Raw genomic sequence first — 17,563 nt, forward strand, 5'->3', positions numbered from 1 at the left:
AATGCATGAAATACTCAATATCTTTATAGGTCCATTGAAGATTGCTGGACAATCCATCATCCTGATCTTGACCTATACCATCATGTTTTTAATCGTTGAAGCATTTGTACCCAAATTCAAAAAATGGGCAGATGCATTATTTGTGATTATTCTCGTTTTAACACTAGGACAAACCGTCATGGATGCTTTCTCCTTGATGGGGGATTTAGTCAATGTTGCTTCTGATTTCTTTTTAGCGCTTACACCAATTTTAACTTCCCTTTTAGTTGTCTTAAATGCAGTGTTTTCTTTTATTGCTTGGAGCCCGGTTATTCTTTTTATTTTCGAGATGCTGATTTTGCTTTGTAAAAAAGTCTTGATTCCGGCCATTACGGTGGCATTGATACTTGATTTTTGTACAAGGTTTATTCAAGATATTTCATTTTCAAAGGCCTCAGAATTGATACGGGGAACAGTGATGACCTTGATTACTGCATCCCTGATAGCGATGGTCACCGTACTTTCTTTTACCGGTGTGGCTTTCTTCACAATTGACCAAGCCATCGCAAGCCCGATCAAGAAGGTTATCGAACAAACGGTTCCCATAGTTGGATCACTGATTGTTGAAGGGTTTTCTATTTTCCACAAATACCAATCGACTGCCACAACAGTAGTCGGCTTTGGAGCTATGACTGCTTTTTGGGGAGCGTCCTTCTATCCTGCCGGTAGGCTGCTTATTCATGCCTTGACATTTAAATTTATTGCCGCGATAGTTGAACCCTTTACTGGAAGTACGATAAGTGGATTGCTGGATGATGTAGGGAAGTCGTTATTGCTGCTTTGTGCAGTTGCCATTTTGCTGGGAATTGCCTTTGTCTTTATCTGGTTGATATTAATGGTAATTATGCAATTAGGGGTGGGGAAAAGCTTTTGATCAAACTAATCGCAATTATTTTAATAGGAAAATGCTTACTACTTCTGGCAGATGAAAAAGACATCCTGGTCTATGTAAAACTAGCAACCTTATTAATTTTTTTAACAACAGTATTAGATTTTCTGAAACTCTAAAGCATAGAGTTGGGACTAGCTTCATACAATGTGTTGAAACAGTAAACTTTGTTCAGTAAGGCTGTAATCAGCTAGAAGCTTTCATTCACGTATAAAGAAATTAAGATGCCGAACAAAGTAAAGGCCCATCGGCAAATGCCGGGGCGGATTTGATAGAAGGGGGGCGCCAAGAAAACGTGAGGTGGAAAATAAATGGAAAAAACAAAAATTAATCTTTATTCCGATTGCCGTATTGGTGTTCATTGCGTACATTTCTGTTACGTGGAATGAGTCAAACGAAGAGCAATATCAATCGTCAACAGAAGAAAGCAGACTTGAACAAGTACTTGGTCAGATTCAAGGTGTTGGACAAGTAAAGGTATATTTCCATTATGAGAACCAGAATCCTAATGAAGATGACTCGGACAACCTGCTGAATGGCTATTTAAGTTCAAGTGAAGGGTCAAAATATGTATCAGGATTGCTCGTTGTATCGGAAGGGGCGTCTAACCCGGCTATAAAAAAGCAACTTTTAGAAACAATTAGTAGAGTCATGCAAATGCCTACTCACAGAATCATGATTGTACCTATGGAGAACAAAGGAGATGAACAATGAAAGTTAAAAGAAGAACAGTATGGTTATTAACGTTACTAAGTTTGGCGGCAGTTATTTCAGTTTATTATGTATTTGAACCAAACCGCAGTGTGGATCTAACAACTATTTTCACGGATGACACATTACAAGAAACGACTCTGACGGGTGTAACTGAAGAAGAAATTACAACAACTACTTCAGAAAGTTATTTATTCGATGAGATGCGTATGGAAGCTAGCAACGAACGTGATCAGCTTAGAACTCAATTAACTGACAAGATTGCATCAGACGACTATACAGCAGAAGAAAAAAGTGCTGCATATAATGAAATGAATGAATTAATCGCACAAGAATCTTCGGAATCAATGCTGGAGATGTTGATTGAATCCATTGGTTATTCAGATGCATTAGTTCGAATTAGTGACGAAAAAGTGGCAGTTTCAGTATTGACTGATGAGTTATCTTCAGCACAAGCAAACGAGATTATCTACATCGTAAAATCTGAAATCGAAGACGCACAAGTTACAGTAAACCCAGAATCAAATTACTATTAAGATGATAATATATTAATATAATATAAGGATATTCTTTCAAACAGAAATTACGCAGTGCGTTCGTTAATAGAAACGAAAGCACTGTTTTTTTCTGTTTTTCAATAAAAATCTATTTTTGTATTTCAAAAAGTATTAAAAAAATATAAAATGGTAATTGTAGTTATTAAAGTACAAGGGGTGTTCTCATGTTTAAAGTACAAGAATTGAGAGAGATAATTAAATTAGTGGACAATTCATCAATTGACGAATTCGTCTATGAAAACGATGGGGCTAAGCTAAAGCTGAAAAAAAATAATGGAGTAATCTCAGAGGTGGTTGTACCGGCAAAAGAAACTGCTGCAGTAGTACAGCCAGTTGCACCAGTTGCAGCTCCTGTTGTCCCTGAAACTCCAAAAGCAGAAGAACCAAAAGTGGAGGAAAATACAGCGCCAGCTCGTGTAGATGATTCGTCATTACATAAAATTACTTCCCCAATGGTTGGTACTTTCTATCAAGCGTCTTCACCTGATGTACCTGCCTATGTAAAAGCAGGAGATAAAGTTGGCGAAGAAACAATCGTTTGTATCGTAGAAGCAATGAAGCTATTCAATGAAATAGAAGCTGAAATCAAAGGTGAAATCGTTGAAATACTAGTTAAAGACGGCCAATTAGTTGAATATGGTCAACCACTATTCCTAGTGAAACCTGAGTAAGGGGTGCTTTAATGATGAAAAAAGTATTAATTGCAAACCGTGGTGAAATTGCAGTACGTATCATTCGTGCATGCAAAGAGTTAGGAATTGAAACAGTGGCCGTTTATTCGGAAGCAGACAGCAATGCGCTTCACGTTAAATTAGCAGATGAGGCCTACTGTATTGGACCAAAATTATCAAAGGATTCTTATCTAAGCTTCCCGGCTGTTTTAAGCGTTGCCGAGAAAACTGGTGTGGATGGAATCCACCCTGGATATGGCTTCCTGGCTGAAAATGCTGATTTTGCAGAGAGCTGTGAACAAGCAGGCATCAAGTTTATCGGTCCATCATCCGATTCCATCAAAATAATGGGAATCAAGGACGTTGCTCGTAGTTCAATGGAGGAAGCCGGTGTTCCGTTGGTACCTGGTACAGGCATTGTGCCAGATATTGAAACGGGCAAGAAATGGGCAAGCGAAATCGGTTACCCGGTTATTATTAAGGCAACTGCCGGCGGCGGCGGTAAAGGTATCCGTGTAGCACGTACAGAAGAAGACTTGGTAAAAGGCATCGAAATTACACAAAAAGAAGCAGCAGCTGCATTCGGCAACCCAGGTGTCTATCTGGAAAAATTCATCGAATACTTCCGTCATTGCGAAATCCAAGTGTTGGCGGATTCTTATGGAAATGTTGTACACCTAGGTGAACGTGACTGTACGGTACAACGTCGTATGCAAAAGCTAGTTGAGGAAGCGCCATCTCCTGCACTATCAGAAGAACGCCGTGCTGAAATGGGAGCAGCAGCTGTCCTGGCAGCACAAGCATGTAACTATGAAGGTGCCGGCACTATTGAATTCATTTATGATTACCGTGAAGATCGTTTCTACTTCATGGAAATGAATACACGCATTCAAGTGGAACACCCTGTAACAGAAATGATTACAGGAGTGGATCTGGTTCAGCAGCAGCTGAAAATTGCTTCCGGTGAGGCTCTGCCATTTAAGCAAGAAGATATTAAAATCAACGGCTGGGCGATTGAATGCCGCATCAATGCAGAAAATGCTTATAAAAACTTTATGCCTTCAGCTGGTACAGTTGAAACTTATATAACGCCTGGCGGCTATGGTGTACGTATTGATTCAGCGGTATATGCCGGCTATACAATCCCGCCATATTACGATTCAATGGTAGCAAAATTGATTGTTCATGCAGATACTCGTGAGGAAGCAATTGCAAAAATGAATCGGGCATTAAGTGAATTTGAAGTGGATGGACCAGGGATTCACACAACAATTCCATTCCATGAAGCATTAATGAATAATGAAGTTTTCCAATCCGGGAAATTCAATACTAAATTCCTTGAAGAAAACGACATTTTAAATGTTTCGAAAAAGGAAGAAATCGCTTCAAATTAAACGATCTAATTACAAAAACGTCCTTCATCGATTGAATGAAGGACGTTTTTTTGTAAACCATAAGGAAGTATTTTCATTAACATATAAGTAAGTTCTTTATTTCGATTATTCGATTTGCTTAATAACGAGCCAAAATAAATGATTCATTACGAGGTTCGTTTTATACTTAATAGGTATGAGAGGGGGAAACATAATTGTTGCCAAAATTATCAGTACTTGATTTAGCACCGGTGTTGGAAGGTAGTACACCTGCAGAATCATTTAAAAATAGCAGAGAGTTAATTCAAGCTGTCGAAAGCTTTGGGTACAATCGTTATTGGGTGGCAGAACATCATAATATGCAGGGGATTGCGAGTTCAGCGACTGCCGTTTTGATCGGATATTTAGCAGCTGCCACAAAGTCGATCCGAGTGGGGTCCGGTGGCATTATGCTGCCAAATCATTCGCCTTTACTTGTTGCAGAGCAATTCGGAACATTGGAATCCATGTATCCTGGGCGTATAGATTTAGGGTTAGGCAGAGCACCCGGCTCAGATATGATGACAGCTCGCGCACTGCGCAGAGATGACCGTGGGGCCTATGAATTTGACCGTTTAGTGGATGAACTAAGAGGATATTTTGAAGATGTAGAACGTCCTGTTATTGCTGTCCCGGGTAAAGGGATGTCCATTCCGGTTTGGCTTTTGGGTTCAAGCCTTTATAGTGCACAACTAGCTGGACAATTGGGGTTGCCTTATTCATTTGCGAGTCATTTTGCACCGGATTTATTGGATGATGCCTTGAATACCTATAGAAGAAATTTCAAGCCATCAGCCGTGCTTGATAAGCCTTATGTTATGGTAGCTGTCAATGCAATTGTTGCAGATACAGATGATGAAGCAGAGTTTTTAGCTAGTACCTTATTCCAGCAATTTTTGGGAATTATCCAAGGGAAAAGAGGGAAAACACAACCCCCTCGTGACATGACGGACCTTTGGACAGAAGACCAAAAGAAAGTAGTACTGCAACAACTCAAATATACATTCTATGGCTCAAGTCAAAAGGTATTCACCCAATTAGTTAAATTTATGCAGCATCGCGAAATAGATGAACTCATGATAAATAGTCCGATCTACAATATTGAGGATCGGAAAAAATCGTATGAATTGCTTTCAAAAGTCTGGAAGGAAGTTTAATAAAACTTGGAAATTACAGTGTTCACTTGAAGCCTTCTGGAGAAAAATGGTGTATAATGAAATTCAAATAGAAGTCTTTATAAAGTACTGTTTTTTAATAAAATAGACAGATTTATGAAGTGAGAGAGGATGAAGAAGATGGCTGAGAAAGTAACAAAGGCTTTCATACAACCAACTCCTTCTGGTAAAGAAGAACTTGGTCAGATAGAAGTGGCACCGGAAGTAATTGAGGTGATTGCAGGCATCGCAACAACCGAGGTTGAAGGCGTTGCTGCAACGCGGGGTAATTTTGCTTCGGGTGTAGCCGAACGCTTTGGCAAAAAAGTACATTCCAAAGGTGTAAAGGCGATTATTACCGAAGAAGGACAAATAGTCATCGATGTATTTTGTTCGGTGAAATATGGTTTTTCAATCCCCAAAGTGGCTAAGGAAGTCCAAACTGTAATTAGACAGGCTATCTTGAATATGACTTCAATCGATACAAACGAAGTGAATGTCCATATTACGGCCATCCAATTTGAACAGGCCAAAGAAGCAGAGTAATTTAATGCCATCGATACCACAAAGGTTAAAAGACCTTTGTGGTATTTTTTTCCAAAATAATTGACAACGAAAAAACGTATAAACACAAAAAATGATACCAAACTAAATCCGTATTTGAATTTTAATAAGGAGGCTTTCTTATGTCAAAATATCAAAAAGCAAAACCAGACGACAGATCAGATAATGTAGAAAAATTACAAGCAACGGTACACAATACTTTAGAAAACATTGAAGCTGCAGAAGAAACGCTAGCTTTTTCAAGTCCTGAAGAAAAAGCGAAAATTCAAGCAAAAAATAATCGTCGCAAAGAGGCAGTTGAAGGGTTGCGCGAAGAAATTAAAGACGAAGCTGCTCACAGGGAACAATAAGATCGGCGGAAGAATCGTTTATTTTCAAAAAAATCGTGTAATAAATTGATAAAGTATGCATTAAAAGAGTATGTCCAATCCGGCATGCTCTTTTTTTAGGGGTTTATTTCTTTTACTTTTGTGAATCTAAATAGTAATAATAGAATGTAAGGAAAGACATGATTTAGTTGGTACATAATCATACTTGGAAGGAGAAAATAAATGGAAAAGTACATTTTATCCTTAGATCAAGGAACTACAAGTTCTAGAGCCATTTTGTTTAATAAAGAAGGAAAAGTAGAGCATATCTCACAAAGGGAGTTTAAACAATACTTCCCGCAAGCTGGCTGGGTTGAACATAATGCGAACGAAATTTGGAGTTCGATTCTTTCCGTCATTGCGACTGTTTTAACTGAAAAAAATATCCGTGCCGAACAAATTGCGGGCATCGGGATTACAAATCAACGGGAAACTACCGTTGTCTGGGATAAAACAAGCGGAAAACCAATCTATAATGCTATTGTCTGGCAATCCCGACAAACAGCGCAAATTTGCAATGAATTAAATGAAGCAGGATATGGGGATTTATTTCGAGAGAAAACGGGATTATTAATTGATGCTTACTTTTCGGCTACCAAAGTGAAATGGATCTTGGAGAATGTTGAAGGGGCAAAAGAAAAGAGCGAGAAAGGCGAGTTGCTATTCGGGACAATCGATACTTGGATTCTCTGGAAACTAACCGAAGGAAGAGTTCATGTTACCGACTATTCAAATGCTTCCCGAACATTAATGTATAATATTCATGAATTAAAATGGGATGAAGAGCTATTGGGAATATTAGGTATACCAAGCTCCATGCTGCCAGAGGTTCGACCATCTTCGGAAATCTATGGGCATGTTTCGAAAAAGCACTTCTTTGGAGTCGAGGTTCCAATCGCGGGAATAGCAGGCGACCAGCAAGCTGCATTATTTGGACAGGCATGTTTTGAATCGGGAATGGTTAAAAATACGTATGGTACAGGTTGCTTTATGTTGATGAACACGGGTGAAAAAGCAGTTCGCTCAGAGCACGGCTTATTAACGACCATCGCCTGGGGTATCGATGGCAAAGTGGAATATGCATTGGAAGGAAGTATTTTTGTTGCCGGTTCAGCCATTCAGTGGTTGCGGGACGGCTTACGGATGCTTCGTGACTCATCGGAAAGTGAGCAATATGCCCAAAGGGTGACAAGTACAGATGGTGTCTACGTCGTTCCTGCATTTGTCGGTTTAGGCACGCCATATTGGGATAGTGAAGTCCGTGGGGCTGTATTTGGATTGACCCGGGGTACGGAGAAGGAACATTTCATACGTGCGACATTGGAATCGTTGGCTTACCAAACGAAGGATGTTCTAGGTGCCATGGAAGCGGATTCTGAGCTTTCTTTGAAATCACTCCGTGTTGATGGGGGCGTAGTTAAAAATAATTTCCTGATGCAATTCCAATCGGATATTTTGGATGTTCCGGTTGAACGCCCTGCCATAAATGAAACAACTGCTTTAGGAGCCGCCTATTTAGCAGGTCTTGCGGTAGGCTTCTGGGAAAGTAAAGAAGAAATTAGCGAGTACTGGGATCTTGATCAAAAGTTCGAACCCCAAATGGATAAAAAATCCAGAACGGAATTATATGGTGGATGGAAAAAGGCCGTACAAGCAGCACAGATTTTTAAATGAACTAAGCTTATGTTGCTGAAGTTTTCGTATTCAGGTAATGGAAAATAGAAAGTGCCGTCTATAAATGTACGGCACTTTTTTAGGGATTACCCATTTTTAGGATATGATTGCTCTGGACAACTCCAACCACAGCCACACTAAATACTCTTTCCACAAACTTGCACCTTATATTCTCTCCATCATGAATAAATCACCTAATCATAGCTCAATAAATAATACTGATAGCCTAATGACAAATTTTTTAGGCGGAAATGATTGAAGCAGTGTTCGGAAAGCTAAAATATGTTATTATAAAAACTAATGTTACCAATGAAGGAGATTTATACATGAAACGACATGATGCGCGCGAAAAAGCAGTGCAAGTACTGTTTCAGTTAGATAACACAGATCTAACATTACAGGAAGCAATTAGCCACGTACTAGAAGAAGAGGAATCAGATGCTTTTTTTGAAAAGTTAGTACATGGTGTTACGGAAAACTTGGAAGAAATTGATGAACAACTTACTAAAAACCTAGAAAACTGGTCATTAGGCCGTTTACCTAAAATAGAAAGAACCGTATTAAGAATTGCTTTATACGAATTGCAATATATGCAGGATACGCCCAACCGTGTAGTGTTGAACGAAGCGATTGAGCTTTGCAAAACATTCGGTGATGAAAAATCGAGTAAATTTGTAAACGGTGTACTATCTAAATTCACACAACAATAGTCGTTTGAAAGGATGTAAGAAAATGTCGAATGCAATGATTATCAATGGTAAAGAAATTGGACAAGAAATCCGTAAATCTGTAGCTGAGGAAGTAGCCAAGCTAAAAGAACAAGGGATTACACCTGGATTAGCAGTTATTTTAGTTGGTGACAATCCTGCATCACAAACATATGTAAGAAATAAGCAGAAATCATGTGAAGCGATTGGAATCTACTCCGAACTTATCAAGTTACCGGAAGAAGTTTCTGAAGAAGAGCTGCTTGCTCAGATTCGTTCTTTAAATCATAACGATAATATTCATGGGATTTTAGTACAACTGCCGTTACCTGGGCACATTAATGAAGACAAGGTCATTGCGACAATTTCTCCTGAAAAAGATGTTGATGGCTTTTCTCCTGTTAGCGTGGGAAAAATGATGCTAGGCCAAGAAACATACTTACCATGCACCCCATATGGCGTAATGAAATTATTAGAATACGCACAAATAGATATCGCTGGAAAACATGCAGTTATCGTTGGCAGAAGTCATATTGTCGGTAAACCAATGGGACAACTGCTTCTTCAAAAAGATGCTACTGTTACATATACACATTCAAAAACACCTGACCTGCCATCCATAACAAAACAAGCAGATATTATTGTTGCAGCTGTTGGTCGCCCTAATTTTATTACAAAAGAACATGTAAAACCTGGTGCAGTTGTAATCGATGTGGGGATTAACCGTGACGAAAATAATAAATTGATAGGTGATGTCAACTTTGCAGAAGTAGAGCAGCTTGCATCACATATTACACCGGTTCCCGGTGGAGTAGGGCCAATGACAATTACAATGTTGCTGTATAATACAGTGCAGTCCGCTCAAAAAACGCTATCACAGGACAAAAAGCATAAAAACATGTAGAATATAAAAGGGCTGTTTTTCTTTAGAGAAACAGCTTTTCTATTGATGAACATCGAATTTCGCTTTCTTGGTGAAATTCGTATTTTTCTAATAAAATGAATTTAACCATTCGATGAAGGAGCCGTACATATGACAACGTCTTCTTATTTAACCGTAAAAGCACTAACGAAATATATAAAAAGAAAATTTGATGCGGATCCACATTTACGTGAAGTCCATGTAAAGGGTGAGCTTTCCAATGTCAAAATACATAGTTCAGGCCATATTTACTTTACTTTAAAGGATACGGACGCAAGAATAAATGCTGCTATGTTCCGGACACAGGCAAGTAAGCTGAAATTCAAGCCCGAGGAAGGAATGCAGGTTTTCATCCGTGGTGAAGTGTCTGTTTATGAATCGTCCGGAAATTACCAGCTTTATGCCCATACGATGGAACCGGATGGAGTCGGCGGATTATTCGTCGCATTCAATCAGCTAAAAGAACAGCTGCAAAAAGAAGGATTATTTAATCCGAATTTTAAACAGCCTATTCCAAAGTTTCCAAAAACAGTAGGCGTTCTTACAGCTACAACCGGTGCTGCTATACGGGATATCTGCACGACCATTTCAAGACGTTATCCATTGACGGAAATTGTCATATATCCAACGATCGTTCAAGGGGATTACGCAGCACCTAATATTGTCGAAAATATTCGACTAGCGAACAAACAACAACTATGCGACGTCTTAATAGTAGGGCGCGGTGGAGGCTCAATAGAGGATCTTTGGGCATTTAATGAAGAAATTGTTGCAAGAGCGATTTTTGAAAGCCGCATCCCTATCATCAGTGCAGTTGGACACGAAACAGATACAACGATTGCTGATTTTGCAGCAGACCTTCGTGCACCAACCCCTACAGCAGCAGCAGAATTAGCTGTTCCTAATCAACATGAACTAATGCAGCAATTGCTGCGAAGCCGTTCTCAATTGCACCAAATGACGTCACAAAGATTACAGTATGAGAGACAACGTTTAAATAAAATGCAAAATGCGTATCCACTAGCAACGCCTGAGCGGCTTTACCGTCCTTTTACGGAGAAGGTCATTCAATTAGATATGCAATTAGGCAGAGCTTCCCAATTGTACTTAATGAAAAAGTCAAATGAGCTGCAAAAGTACGTGACAGCCATCAAGCTACATTCACCGCTATATGCGATTCAATCGAACCATAAGCAAATCGAACAAATGACGAGGATGCTAAATCGTTCCATCTCGTCTCTATTGGACAAAAAGAAAGATGTATATCTATCCAATATACGCACTTTAGAAGCATTGAATCCCTTGGCGATTATGACGAGGGGGTATAGTGTAGCTTATAAGGATGAACAGGTAGTAAATACGATTACAAAACTTTCAAAAGATGATGAGATTTCAATTCATTTCCATGATGGGAAAGCACAAGCGAAAATTCTAGATACGCTTGAACAAGAAGGAGGCGAATAATACGTGGAGAAACAACAACCATTTGCTGAGGCTATGTCGGAGCTTGAGGAAATTGTTCGTAAACTGGAACTTGGAGATGTGCCTTTGGAAGAAGCGATTGATTTATATAAAAAAGGCATGGAATTATCTCATTATTGCCATCAAAAGCTTTCAAATGCAGAAAATCAGTTAATATCGATCGTGAATGATCAAGGTGAAAAGCAGCCATTTGAACCTGCAAACGGAGAGGACTAAATTATGACAAATCATTTAGAGCAATTTATTGATGATAATCTATCTAAAATTGAGGCAGAGTTATATGATTTAGTTGAACGGATAAAAGCCCCGGAAACTTTAAAAGAATCGATGCTCTATTCATTAAAGGCCGGTGGTAAAAGAATTCGTCCACTTTTTGTTGTAGCAGTGTGCGATTTGTTTCATAATAAGCAACATGAAGCGCTGACGGTTGGGGCTGCAGTTGAAATGATTCATACATATTCTCTTATTCATGATGATCTGCCAAGTATGGATAATGATGATATGAGGCGTGGAAAACCAACAAACCATGTGGTATTTGGAGAAGCATTGGCAACACTTGCAGGGGATGCATTAAATACTCTAAGTTTTGGTGTTCTCGCAAGGCTTGAAAACGTAGACCCACATAAAAAAGTGGAGCTCATCAATATGCTAAGCATTGCATCAGGTTCTGAAGGCATGGTGGGTGGTCAAGTATTGGATATTGATGGGGAAAGCCGCCGTTTAAATCTGCCGGAACTTGAACATGTTCATATCAACAAAACGGGTGCAATTTTAAGATTCAGTATTGAATCCGGAGCAGTATTATCGGACGCATCGAAAGAGGAGCGGGAAGCTCTGGTGGAATATGCCCACCATATTGGCCTGGCTTTCCAGATTCAGGATGACATTTTAGATATCGTTGGAACTAGTGAAGAACTTGGCAAAACAGCTGGAAAAGACGTTGAAAGCCAAAAGAGCACTTATCCAGCTCTCCTGACTCTGGAAGGCGCCAAAGTAAAACTGGAAGAACATTATAATCTTGCTATATCGGCACTTGCAAAAATTGAGAAGAACACGTCATTATTAGAAGAATTTGCTAGGTATATTGTGAAAAGAAATAACTAAATGATAGGAAGTTCTTTTGAATGCGAGTATTCACTGTTATAATAGTAAATACGTTTTTCCTACTATCATTTAGCTGCGGCGGCTAACTTTCGGAAACTTTAGCTTCCACGAACTAAGCAAAATTCATGCTTATTGAATTTTCTTTATTCCTGTTGAAGCTCATACGGGCCGCCTCCGTTTTTCTTAGAATAATTATGATGAAAAGGTGTGTGAGAGATGGATTTAACTAAAATTACCAGTCCATCCTTTTTAAAAAGTATGACGAATAAAGAGCTGGAGTTATTAAGTCGTAAAATCCGCTCATTCCTGATTGAAAAATGTTCGATCACCGGCGGACATATAGGTCCTAATCTTGGTGTAGTTGAACTAACGATTGCTTTGCATAAAGCATTTAATAGTCCCAAGGATAAATTTCTATGGGATGTAGGACATCAAGCTTATGTTCATAAGATTTTGACTGGTCGTGCTGATCAGTTTGATACGTTACGTCAATATAAAGGCCTAAGCGGGTTTCCAAAACGCCTGGAGAGTGAACATGACGAATGGGAAACTGGACATAGTTCAACTTCGCTATCAGCTGCCATGGGAATGGCCATTGCTCGAGATATTAAAAAAGAAAACAATTACGTTGTCCCAATTATCGGCGATGGTGCACTAACTGGTGGGATGGCTCTTGAGGCGCTAAATCATATTGGTCATGAGAAAAAGAATATGATTGTCATTTTAAATGATAATGAAATGTCGATTGCCCCTAACGTTGGTGCACTGCACAGTATTTTAGGACGCCTGAGAACAGCAAAAGAGTATTCAAAAGCAAAAGAAGAACTGGAAGTATTAATGAAGAAGATTCCTGTATTAGGCGGGAAATTTGCAAGTACGGCTGAACGTGTAAAAGATAGTCTGAAATATCTTGTAGTTTCAGGTGTATTCTTTGAAGAAATGGGCTTCAAATATTTAGGTCCAATTGATGGTCATGATTTTGAAGCATTAGACAAAACATTAGAGTATGCGAAAAAAGTAAAAGGTCCTGTCATAGTTCATGTGATTACCAAAAAAGGCAAGGGCTACAAACCGGCAGAAGAAGATACGGTAGGTACATGGCACGGTACGGGTCCTTATAAAATGGAAACAGGTGACTTTGTTAAATCGACGGTAAAGGGACCCGGATGGAGTAATCTGATTTCTGAATCCGTTCGCAAGCTTATGGAAAACGAAGAGAGAATTGTGGCGATCACTCCTGCAATGCCCGTCGGTTCAAAAATGGAAGGTATACAGCGCGACTTCCCAAATCGTTTCTTTGACGTAGGGATAGCAGAGCAGCATGCTACGACAATGGCAGCTGGAATAGCTACGCAAGGAATGAAACCATATTTGGCTATCTATTCTACATTCCTGCAGCGTGCATACGATCAAGTGCTGCATGATATTGCCAGACCGAATTTAAATGTCGTTATCGGCATTGATCGTTCTGGATTGGTTGGAGCCGATGGTGAGACACACCAAGGCGTTTTTGATATTTCATTCCTGCGTCACTTGCCAAACATGGTATTAATGATGCCTAAAGACGAAAATGAAGGTCAGCATATGGTCAAAACAGCATTTGAGTATAACGACGGCCCTATCGCATTGCGTTACCCACGAGGCAATGGTTTGGGGGTTCCGATGGATCAAGAAATGAAAACCATTCCAATCGGTAGCTGGGAAGTCTTAAAAGACGGCAAAGATGCTTGTATTTTAACATTCGGGACAACAATCCCTATGGCTATGGAAGCTGCAGAAGAATTGGCTTCCAAAGGTATCGATGTAAAAATCGTAAACGCCCGTTTTATTAAACCGCTTGATGAGGACATGCTGCATGAATTATTTGCTAAGAAAATGCCGATTTTAACAATCGAAGAAGCTATGCTTCAAGGTGGTTTTGGCAGTGCAGTGCTGGAATTTGCGAGTGAAAACAACTATTACGATGTTAAAGTGGATCGTATAGGGATACCTGACCAGTTTATTGAACAAGGAAGCGTCGACCTGTTATTGGAAGAAATTCATCTAACAAAAGAAGAAACAGTTGCCCGAATAGAGCGATTGGTAAAAAGCGACAAAGTAGTAGGTACGAAATTAGTATGACTAAACAACTAAAAGAACGAGTGGATATTTTGCTTGTCGAAAGAGGCCTATGTGAAACTCGCGAAAAAGCAAAACGTTCGATTATGGCTGGCCTTGTTTATTCCAATGAAACAAGGATTGATAAAGCCGGCGAAAAAATTTCAATTGATGCACCTTTGCAATTGAAAGGCTCACAATTAAAATATGTAAGTCGTGGCGGTCTTAAATTGGAGAAGGCGTTAGAAATTTTTGATATGTCTGTTTCGGGCAAACTGATGCTGGATATAGGTTCATCTACAGGCGGTTTTACTGATTGTGCCCTGCAAAATGGAGCAAAGCATTGTTATGCTCTTGATGTAGGTTCCAATCAGTTAGCCTGGAAAATCCGCTCCGATGAACGAGTAACGGTTATGGAAAAGACCAACTTCCGATACTCGAAGCCGGAAGACTTTACTGAAGGATTACCGGATTTTGCTACAATTGATGTTTCCTTTATTTCGTTATCACTGATACTACCAGTTTTAAAAACGATTTTGATTCCTGGTGGAGATGTCATGGCATTAGTCAAGCCGCAGTTTGAAGCTGGGAGAGAGAATGTCGGGAAGAAGGGGATAGTTCGTGATCCCAAAGTGCATCTGGATGTACTTGAAGAAACCGCGAGTATGGCAACAAAACTTGGTTTTATCGTAAAGGATGCTTCGTATTCCCCTATCACCGGTGGAGAGGGGAATATCGAATTTCTCTTCCATTTGGTAAATCCTAAAGAAAACCAAGATGTTGCTCCCTTTACAAACTTTAAAGAGGTAGTAGAATCAGCTCATACTGAATTGAAATAAGATTTAGTAGTGAAAGTGGGCGGCCCTGGAAATCAGGGTTGTCCACTTTTTCTTGTGGTTTTTTAGGCGAGATGTTAGTATAAATATACATAAATATTCATAAGAGGTGAATGTATGAACAAGGGTCAACGCCATATGCGCATACGGGAAATCGTAACAAATAATGAAATTGAAACACAGGATGATTTAGTAGATCGCTTAAAGCAAGCCGGGTATAACGTAACACAAGCAACAGTTTCGCGTGATATAAAAGAATTGCATCTCGTAAAGGTGCCGCTCCAGGATGGACGCTATAAATACAGTTTACCGGCAGATCAACGCTTTAACCCTTTACAGAAGCTGCAAAGAGCTTTAGCGGATTCATTTGTCAGTATTGATGGTGTTGCTCATTTTCTAATGTTAAAATCTTTGCCAGGCAACGGAAATGCGATAGCCGTGTTAATAGATCATCTAGAATGGGAAGAGATATTAGGGACCCTATCCGGCGATGATACCATCCTAATCATTTGCCGCCGTGAAGAAGACCGTGAAATGATTAAAGAGCGGATAATTGGATTAATTTAATGATTGAAAAATAGTCCAGTGTTCCCGCAATGAACTATTGCATGAATAATTAGCTTGTACATAGTATAAAGCAAATTCAAGAGGTGATGTATGTTTGTTAAAAGAACTTAGTATTCGCAACTTTGCAATCATTGATGATTTAACTGTGGACTTTTCCGAAGGACTAACCGTTTTAACAGGCGAAACAGGTGCAGGTAAATCCATTATAATTGACGCGGTTCATTTACTGGCGGGTGGACGAGCTTCACTTGAATTTATTAGACATGGTGCTAAAAAAGCAGAGTTGACTGGCCTATTCATGATTCTGAATGAAAAACACCCTATCCATGATAAGCTTCAGGAATATGGAATTGAATGTGAAGAAGAAATGATTATTCTTCGAAGGGATATCAACGAGAATGGGAAAAGTGTATGTCGTGTCAATGGAAAATTGGTTACACTATCAATCCTTCGAGAAATTGGCTCAACATTAATTGACATTCACGGGCAGCATGAAAGTCAGGAATTGATGGATGAAAAAAGGCATATCTTTTTACTTGATCATTTTGCGCATGCTGAGTTAGCGCCAGTAAAAGAAAAATATACAGAAAAATATCAGGCATACAGGGAATTTAAGCGTGAAATTGCCTCAATCAGCTTGGATGAACAACGACTTGCTCAGCGCATTGATCTATATCAGTTCCAAATAAACGAGCTTGAAGAAGCGAGCCTGAAAATCGGTGAAGAGGAGCAGCTTGTTGAAGAACGCAGACGTCTATCAAATTTCCATAAAATCTTTGAAAAAGCCAATATTGCCTATGAATCCATCTCCGGTGAATTAAAAGGCCTGGATCATATTGGTGATGCGATGGGTGCGTTGGAGGATATTATCGAGTTAGATGAACAATTTAAAGAATCCTCCGAATCGGTTAGCTCCGCTTTTTATGCATTACAGGATGCTGCATACCAAATAAAAAATGTCCTGGATGACCTGGAATTTGACCCAGAACGTTTAAATGAAGTCGAACATCGTTTGGCACAGTATCAAACAATGAAAAGAAAGTATGGAAATACGACCGAGGATATATTGAATTATTTTGAAAAAATCCAGGATGAGTTAATCCAATTGCAAAACCGTGACGAAACGATTCAAAATTACGAGAAAAAAATCAACATGATGGAAGAAGAGCTGGAACAGCTTGCACTATCGCTAACAAAGATTAGAAAACAAAGTGCACTAAAATTAAGTGAAGCCATCATGGTTCAATTGCGTGATCTACATATGGAAAAAGCGAAATTTATCGTTAATTTTGAAACCTTACATAGTTTTGATTCCAATGGGAAAGACTATGTATCATTCTATATATCAACAAATGTTGGTGAACCACCTAAATCTTTGCCAAAAATTGCATCAGGTGGAGAGTTATCCCGTATTATGTTGGCATTAAAAACGATGTTTTCTTCATCAAACGGCATCACTTCCATCATCTTTGATGAAGTCGATACAGGAGTGAGCGGCCGGGTTGCACAAGCGATTGCCGAGAAGATTGCCGCGATTTCAATCGCCTCGCAAGTACTTTGCATTTCACATTTGCCGCAGGTCGCGGCAATGGCAGATCAGCATTATTTAATTCGTAAGCAGGTAGAGCAGAATAGAACCTATACAACTGTTTCCAATATCGGTATACAAAATCGTGTAGAAGAGATTAGTCGTATGATGAGTGGGTCGGAAATAACCGACCTCACATTGCAACATGCTTCCGAACTTTTAAAACTTGCCAATGTTCGAAAAGAAGAAATGAAAAAACTGATCGTTTAAATTCAATATAA

General features: G+C 39.3%; 19 protein-coding genes. All 19 read left to right on the forward strand.

Annotation, left to right across the window (positions count from 1 at the left end; genetic code table 11):
* The first annotated feature begins 1 nt into the window (after nucleotide 1).
* The 19 genes from QYB95_RS07285 to recN all read left to right on the forward strand — a co-directional run bounded on the left by QYB95_RS07285 (nucleotide 2) and on the right by recN (nucleotide 17,552).
* On the forward strand, nucleotides 2-913 hold the full coding sequence (locus QYB95_RS07285) for a stage III sporulation protein AE (RefSeq protein ID WP_301137643.1): 912 nt from the start codon (nucleotides 2-4) through the stop codon (nucleotides 911-913).
* Nucleotides 910-1,047: a hypothetical protein gene (locus tag QYB95_RS07290; RefSeq protein WP_301137645.1), complete on the forward strand. Its 138-nt coding sequence runs from the start codon at nucleotides 910-912 to the stop codon at nucleotides 1,045-1,047. The genes QYB95_RS07285 and QYB95_RS07290 overlap by 4 nt, the downstream gene beginning before the upstream one ends.
* Nucleotides 1,048-1,228: 181 nt before the next feature.
* Nucleotides 1,229-1,642, forward strand: a complete 414-nt coding sequence (locus QYB95_RS07295) for a hypothetical protein (RefSeq protein ID WP_301137646.1) — start codon at nucleotides 1,229-1,231, stop codon at nucleotides 1,640-1,642.
* Complete coding sequence (locus QYB95_RS07300; RefSeq protein ID WP_301137647.1) at nucleotides 1,639-2,175, forward strand: SpoIIIAH-like family protein; 537 nt, start codon at nucleotides 1,639-1,641, stop codon at nucleotides 2,173-2,175. The genes QYB95_RS07295 and QYB95_RS07300 overlap by 4 nt, the downstream gene beginning before the upstream one ends.
* Nucleotides 2,176-2,360: 185 nt before the next feature.
* A complete protein-coding gene (gene accB, locus QYB95_RS07305; RefSeq protein ID WP_301137649.1) occupies nucleotides 2,361-2,867 on the forward strand; it encodes an acetyl-CoA carboxylase biotin carboxyl carrier protein in 507 nt (168 codons plus the stop codon).
* Nucleotides 2,868-2,881: 14 nt separating this feature from the next.
* Nucleotides 2,882-4,261, forward strand: coding sequence for an acetyl-CoA carboxylase biotin carboxylase subunit (gene accC, locus QYB95_RS07310; RefSeq protein WP_301137877.1), 1,380 nt, complete (start codon nucleotides 2,882-2,884; stop codon nucleotides 4,259-4,261).
* Between the two features lie 194 nt (nucleotides 4,262-4,455).
* A complete protein-coding gene (locus QYB95_RS07315) occupies nucleotides 4,456-5,436 on the forward strand; it encodes an LLM class flavin-dependent oxidoreductase (protein ID WP_301137650.1) in 981 nt (326 codons plus the stop codon).
* A 138-nt stretch (nucleotides 5,437-5,574) separates the two neighbouring features.
* Nucleotides 5,575-5,979 (forward strand): Asp23/Gls24 family envelope stress response protein, encoded by a 405-nt coding sequence (locus tag QYB95_RS07320; protein ID WP_301137651.1) that lies wholly within the window; start codon nucleotides 5,575-5,577, stop codon nucleotides 5,977-5,979.
* 140 nt (nucleotides 5,980-6,119) lie between these two features.
* On the forward strand, nucleotides 6,120-6,347 hold the full coding sequence (tlp, locus tag QYB95_RS07325) for a small acid-soluble spore protein Tlp (protein WP_301137652.1): 228 nt from the start codon (nucleotides 6,120-6,122) through the stop codon (nucleotides 6,345-6,347).
* A 201-nt stretch (nucleotides 6,348-6,548) separates the two neighbouring features.
* Entirely contained in the window at nucleotides 6,549-8,039 is a 1,491-nt protein-coding gene (gene glpK, locus QYB95_RS07330) for a glycerol kinase GlpK (RefSeq protein WP_301137653.1), read from the forward strand.
* A 326-nt stretch (nucleotides 8,040-8,365) separates the two neighbouring features.
* Entirely contained in the window at nucleotides 8,366-8,749 is a 384-nt protein-coding gene (gene nusB / locus QYB95_RS07335) for a transcription antitermination factor NusB (protein WP_301137654.1), read from the forward strand.
* A gap of 22 nt (nucleotides 8,750-8,771) precedes the next feature.
* Nucleotides 8,772-9,650 carry a bifunctional methylenetetrahydrofolate dehydrogenase/methenyltetrahydrofolate cyclohydrolase FolD gene (folD, locus tag QYB95_RS07340; protein ID WP_301137655.1) on the forward strand — a complete coding sequence of 293 codons (879 nt, stop codon included), beginning with the start codon at nucleotides 8,772-8,774 and terminating at the stop codon, nucleotides 9,648-9,650.
* A gap of 129 nt (nucleotides 9,651-9,779) precedes the next feature.
* A complete protein-coding gene (gene xseA / locus QYB95_RS07345) occupies nucleotides 9,780-11,132 on the forward strand; it encodes an exodeoxyribonuclease VII large subunit (protein WP_301137656.1) in 1,353 nt (450 codons plus the stop codon).
* 3 nt (nucleotides 11,133-11,135) lie between these two features.
* Entirely contained in the window at nucleotides 11,136-11,366 is a 231-nt protein-coding gene (locus QYB95_RS07350; protein WP_301137657.1) for an exodeoxyribonuclease VII small subunit, read from the forward strand.
* A gap of 3 nt (nucleotides 11,367-11,369) precedes the next feature.
* Complete coding sequence (locus QYB95_RS07355) at nucleotides 11,370-12,254, forward strand: polyprenyl synthetase family protein (RefSeq protein WP_301137658.1); 885 nt, start codon at nucleotides 11,370-11,372, stop codon at nucleotides 12,252-12,254.
* A gap of 216 nt (nucleotides 12,255-12,470) precedes the next feature.
* Nucleotides 12,471-14,375, forward strand: a complete 1,905-nt coding sequence (gene dxs, locus QYB95_RS07360; RefSeq protein ID WP_301137659.1) for a 1-deoxy-D-xylulose-5-phosphate synthase — start codon at nucleotides 12,471-12,473, stop codon at nucleotides 14,373-14,375.
* Nucleotides 14,372-15,190, forward strand: a complete 819-nt coding sequence (locus QYB95_RS07365) for a TlyA family RNA methyltransferase (RefSeq protein WP_301137660.1) — start codon at nucleotides 14,372-14,374, stop codon at nucleotides 15,188-15,190. The genes dxs and QYB95_RS07365 overlap by 4 nt, the downstream gene beginning before the upstream one ends.
* A gap of 114 nt (nucleotides 15,191-15,304) precedes the next feature.
* Nucleotides 15,305-15,754: a transcriptional regulator AhrC/ArgR gene (gene ahrC, locus QYB95_RS07370; RefSeq protein ID WP_036202066.1), complete on the forward strand. Its 450-nt coding sequence runs from the start codon at nucleotides 15,305-15,307 to the stop codon at nucleotides 15,752-15,754.
* Between the two features lie 94 nt (nucleotides 15,755-15,848).
* Entirely contained in the window at nucleotides 15,849-17,552 is a 1,704-nt protein-coding gene (gene recN / locus QYB95_RS07375; protein ID WP_301137661.1) for a DNA repair protein RecN, read from the forward strand.
* Nucleotides 17,553-17,563 lie beyond the last annotated feature (11 nt).

It is taken from the genome of Ureibacillus aquaedulcis (genome assembly GCF_030418165.1).
GTDB lineage: Bacteria > Bacillota > Bacilli > Bacillales_A > Planococcaceae > Ureibacillus > Ureibacillus aquaedulcis.

Excerpts from the sequence above, each read along its gene's own strand:
- QYB95_RS07320 (WP_301137651.1), top strand. The coding sequence starts at position 5,575 with ATGGCTGAGAAAGTAACAAAGGCTTTCATACAACCAACTCCTTCTGGT.
- nusB (WP_301137654.1), top strand. The coding sequence starts at position 8,366 with ATGAAACGACATGATGCGCGCGAAAAAGCAGTGCAAGTACTGTTTCAG.
- accB (WP_301137649.1), top strand. The coding sequence starts at position 2,361 with ATGTTTAAAGTACAAGAATTGAGAGAGATAATTAAATTAGTGGACAAT.
- folD (WP_301137655.1), top strand. The coding sequence starts at position 8,772 with ATGTCGAATGCAATGATTATCAATGGTAAAGAAATTGGACAAGAAATC.
- ahrC (WP_036202066.1), top strand. The coding sequence starts at position 15,305 with ATGAACAAGGGTCAACGCCATATGCGCATACGGGAAATCGTAACAAAT.
- xseA (WP_301137656.1), top strand. The coding sequence starts at position 9,780 with ATGACAACGTCTTCTTATTTAACCGTAAAAGCACTAACGAAATATATA.
- accC (WP_301137877.1), top strand. The coding sequence starts at position 2,882 with ATGAAAAAAGTATTAATTGCAAACCGTGGTGAAATTGCAGTACGTATC.
- QYB95_RS07365 (WP_301137660.1), top strand. The coding sequence starts at position 14,372 with ATGACTAAACAACTAAAAGAACGAGTGGATATTTTGCTTGTCGAAAGA.
- tlp (WP_301137652.1), top strand. The coding sequence starts at position 6,120 with ATGTCAAAATATCAAAAAGCAAAACCAGACGACAGATCAGATAATGTA.
- dxs (WP_301137659.1), top strand. The coding sequence starts at position 12,471 with ATGGATTTAACTAAAATTACCAGTCCATCCTTTTTAAAAAGTATGACG.
- QYB95_RS07285 (WP_301137643.1), top strand. The coding sequence starts at position 2 with ATGCATGAAATACTCAATATCTTTATAGGTCCATTGAAGATTGCTGGA.
- QYB95_RS07355 (WP_301137658.1), top strand. The coding sequence starts at position 11,370 with ATGACAAATCATTTAGAGCAATTTATTGATGATAATCTATCTAAAATT.
- QYB95_RS07300 (WP_301137647.1), top strand. The coding sequence starts at position 1,639 with ATGAAAGTTAAAAGAAGAACAGTATGGTTATTAACGTTACTAAGTTTG.
- glpK (WP_301137653.1), top strand. The coding sequence starts at position 6,549 with ATGGAAAAGTACATTTTATCCTTAGATCAAGGAACTACAAGTTCTAGA.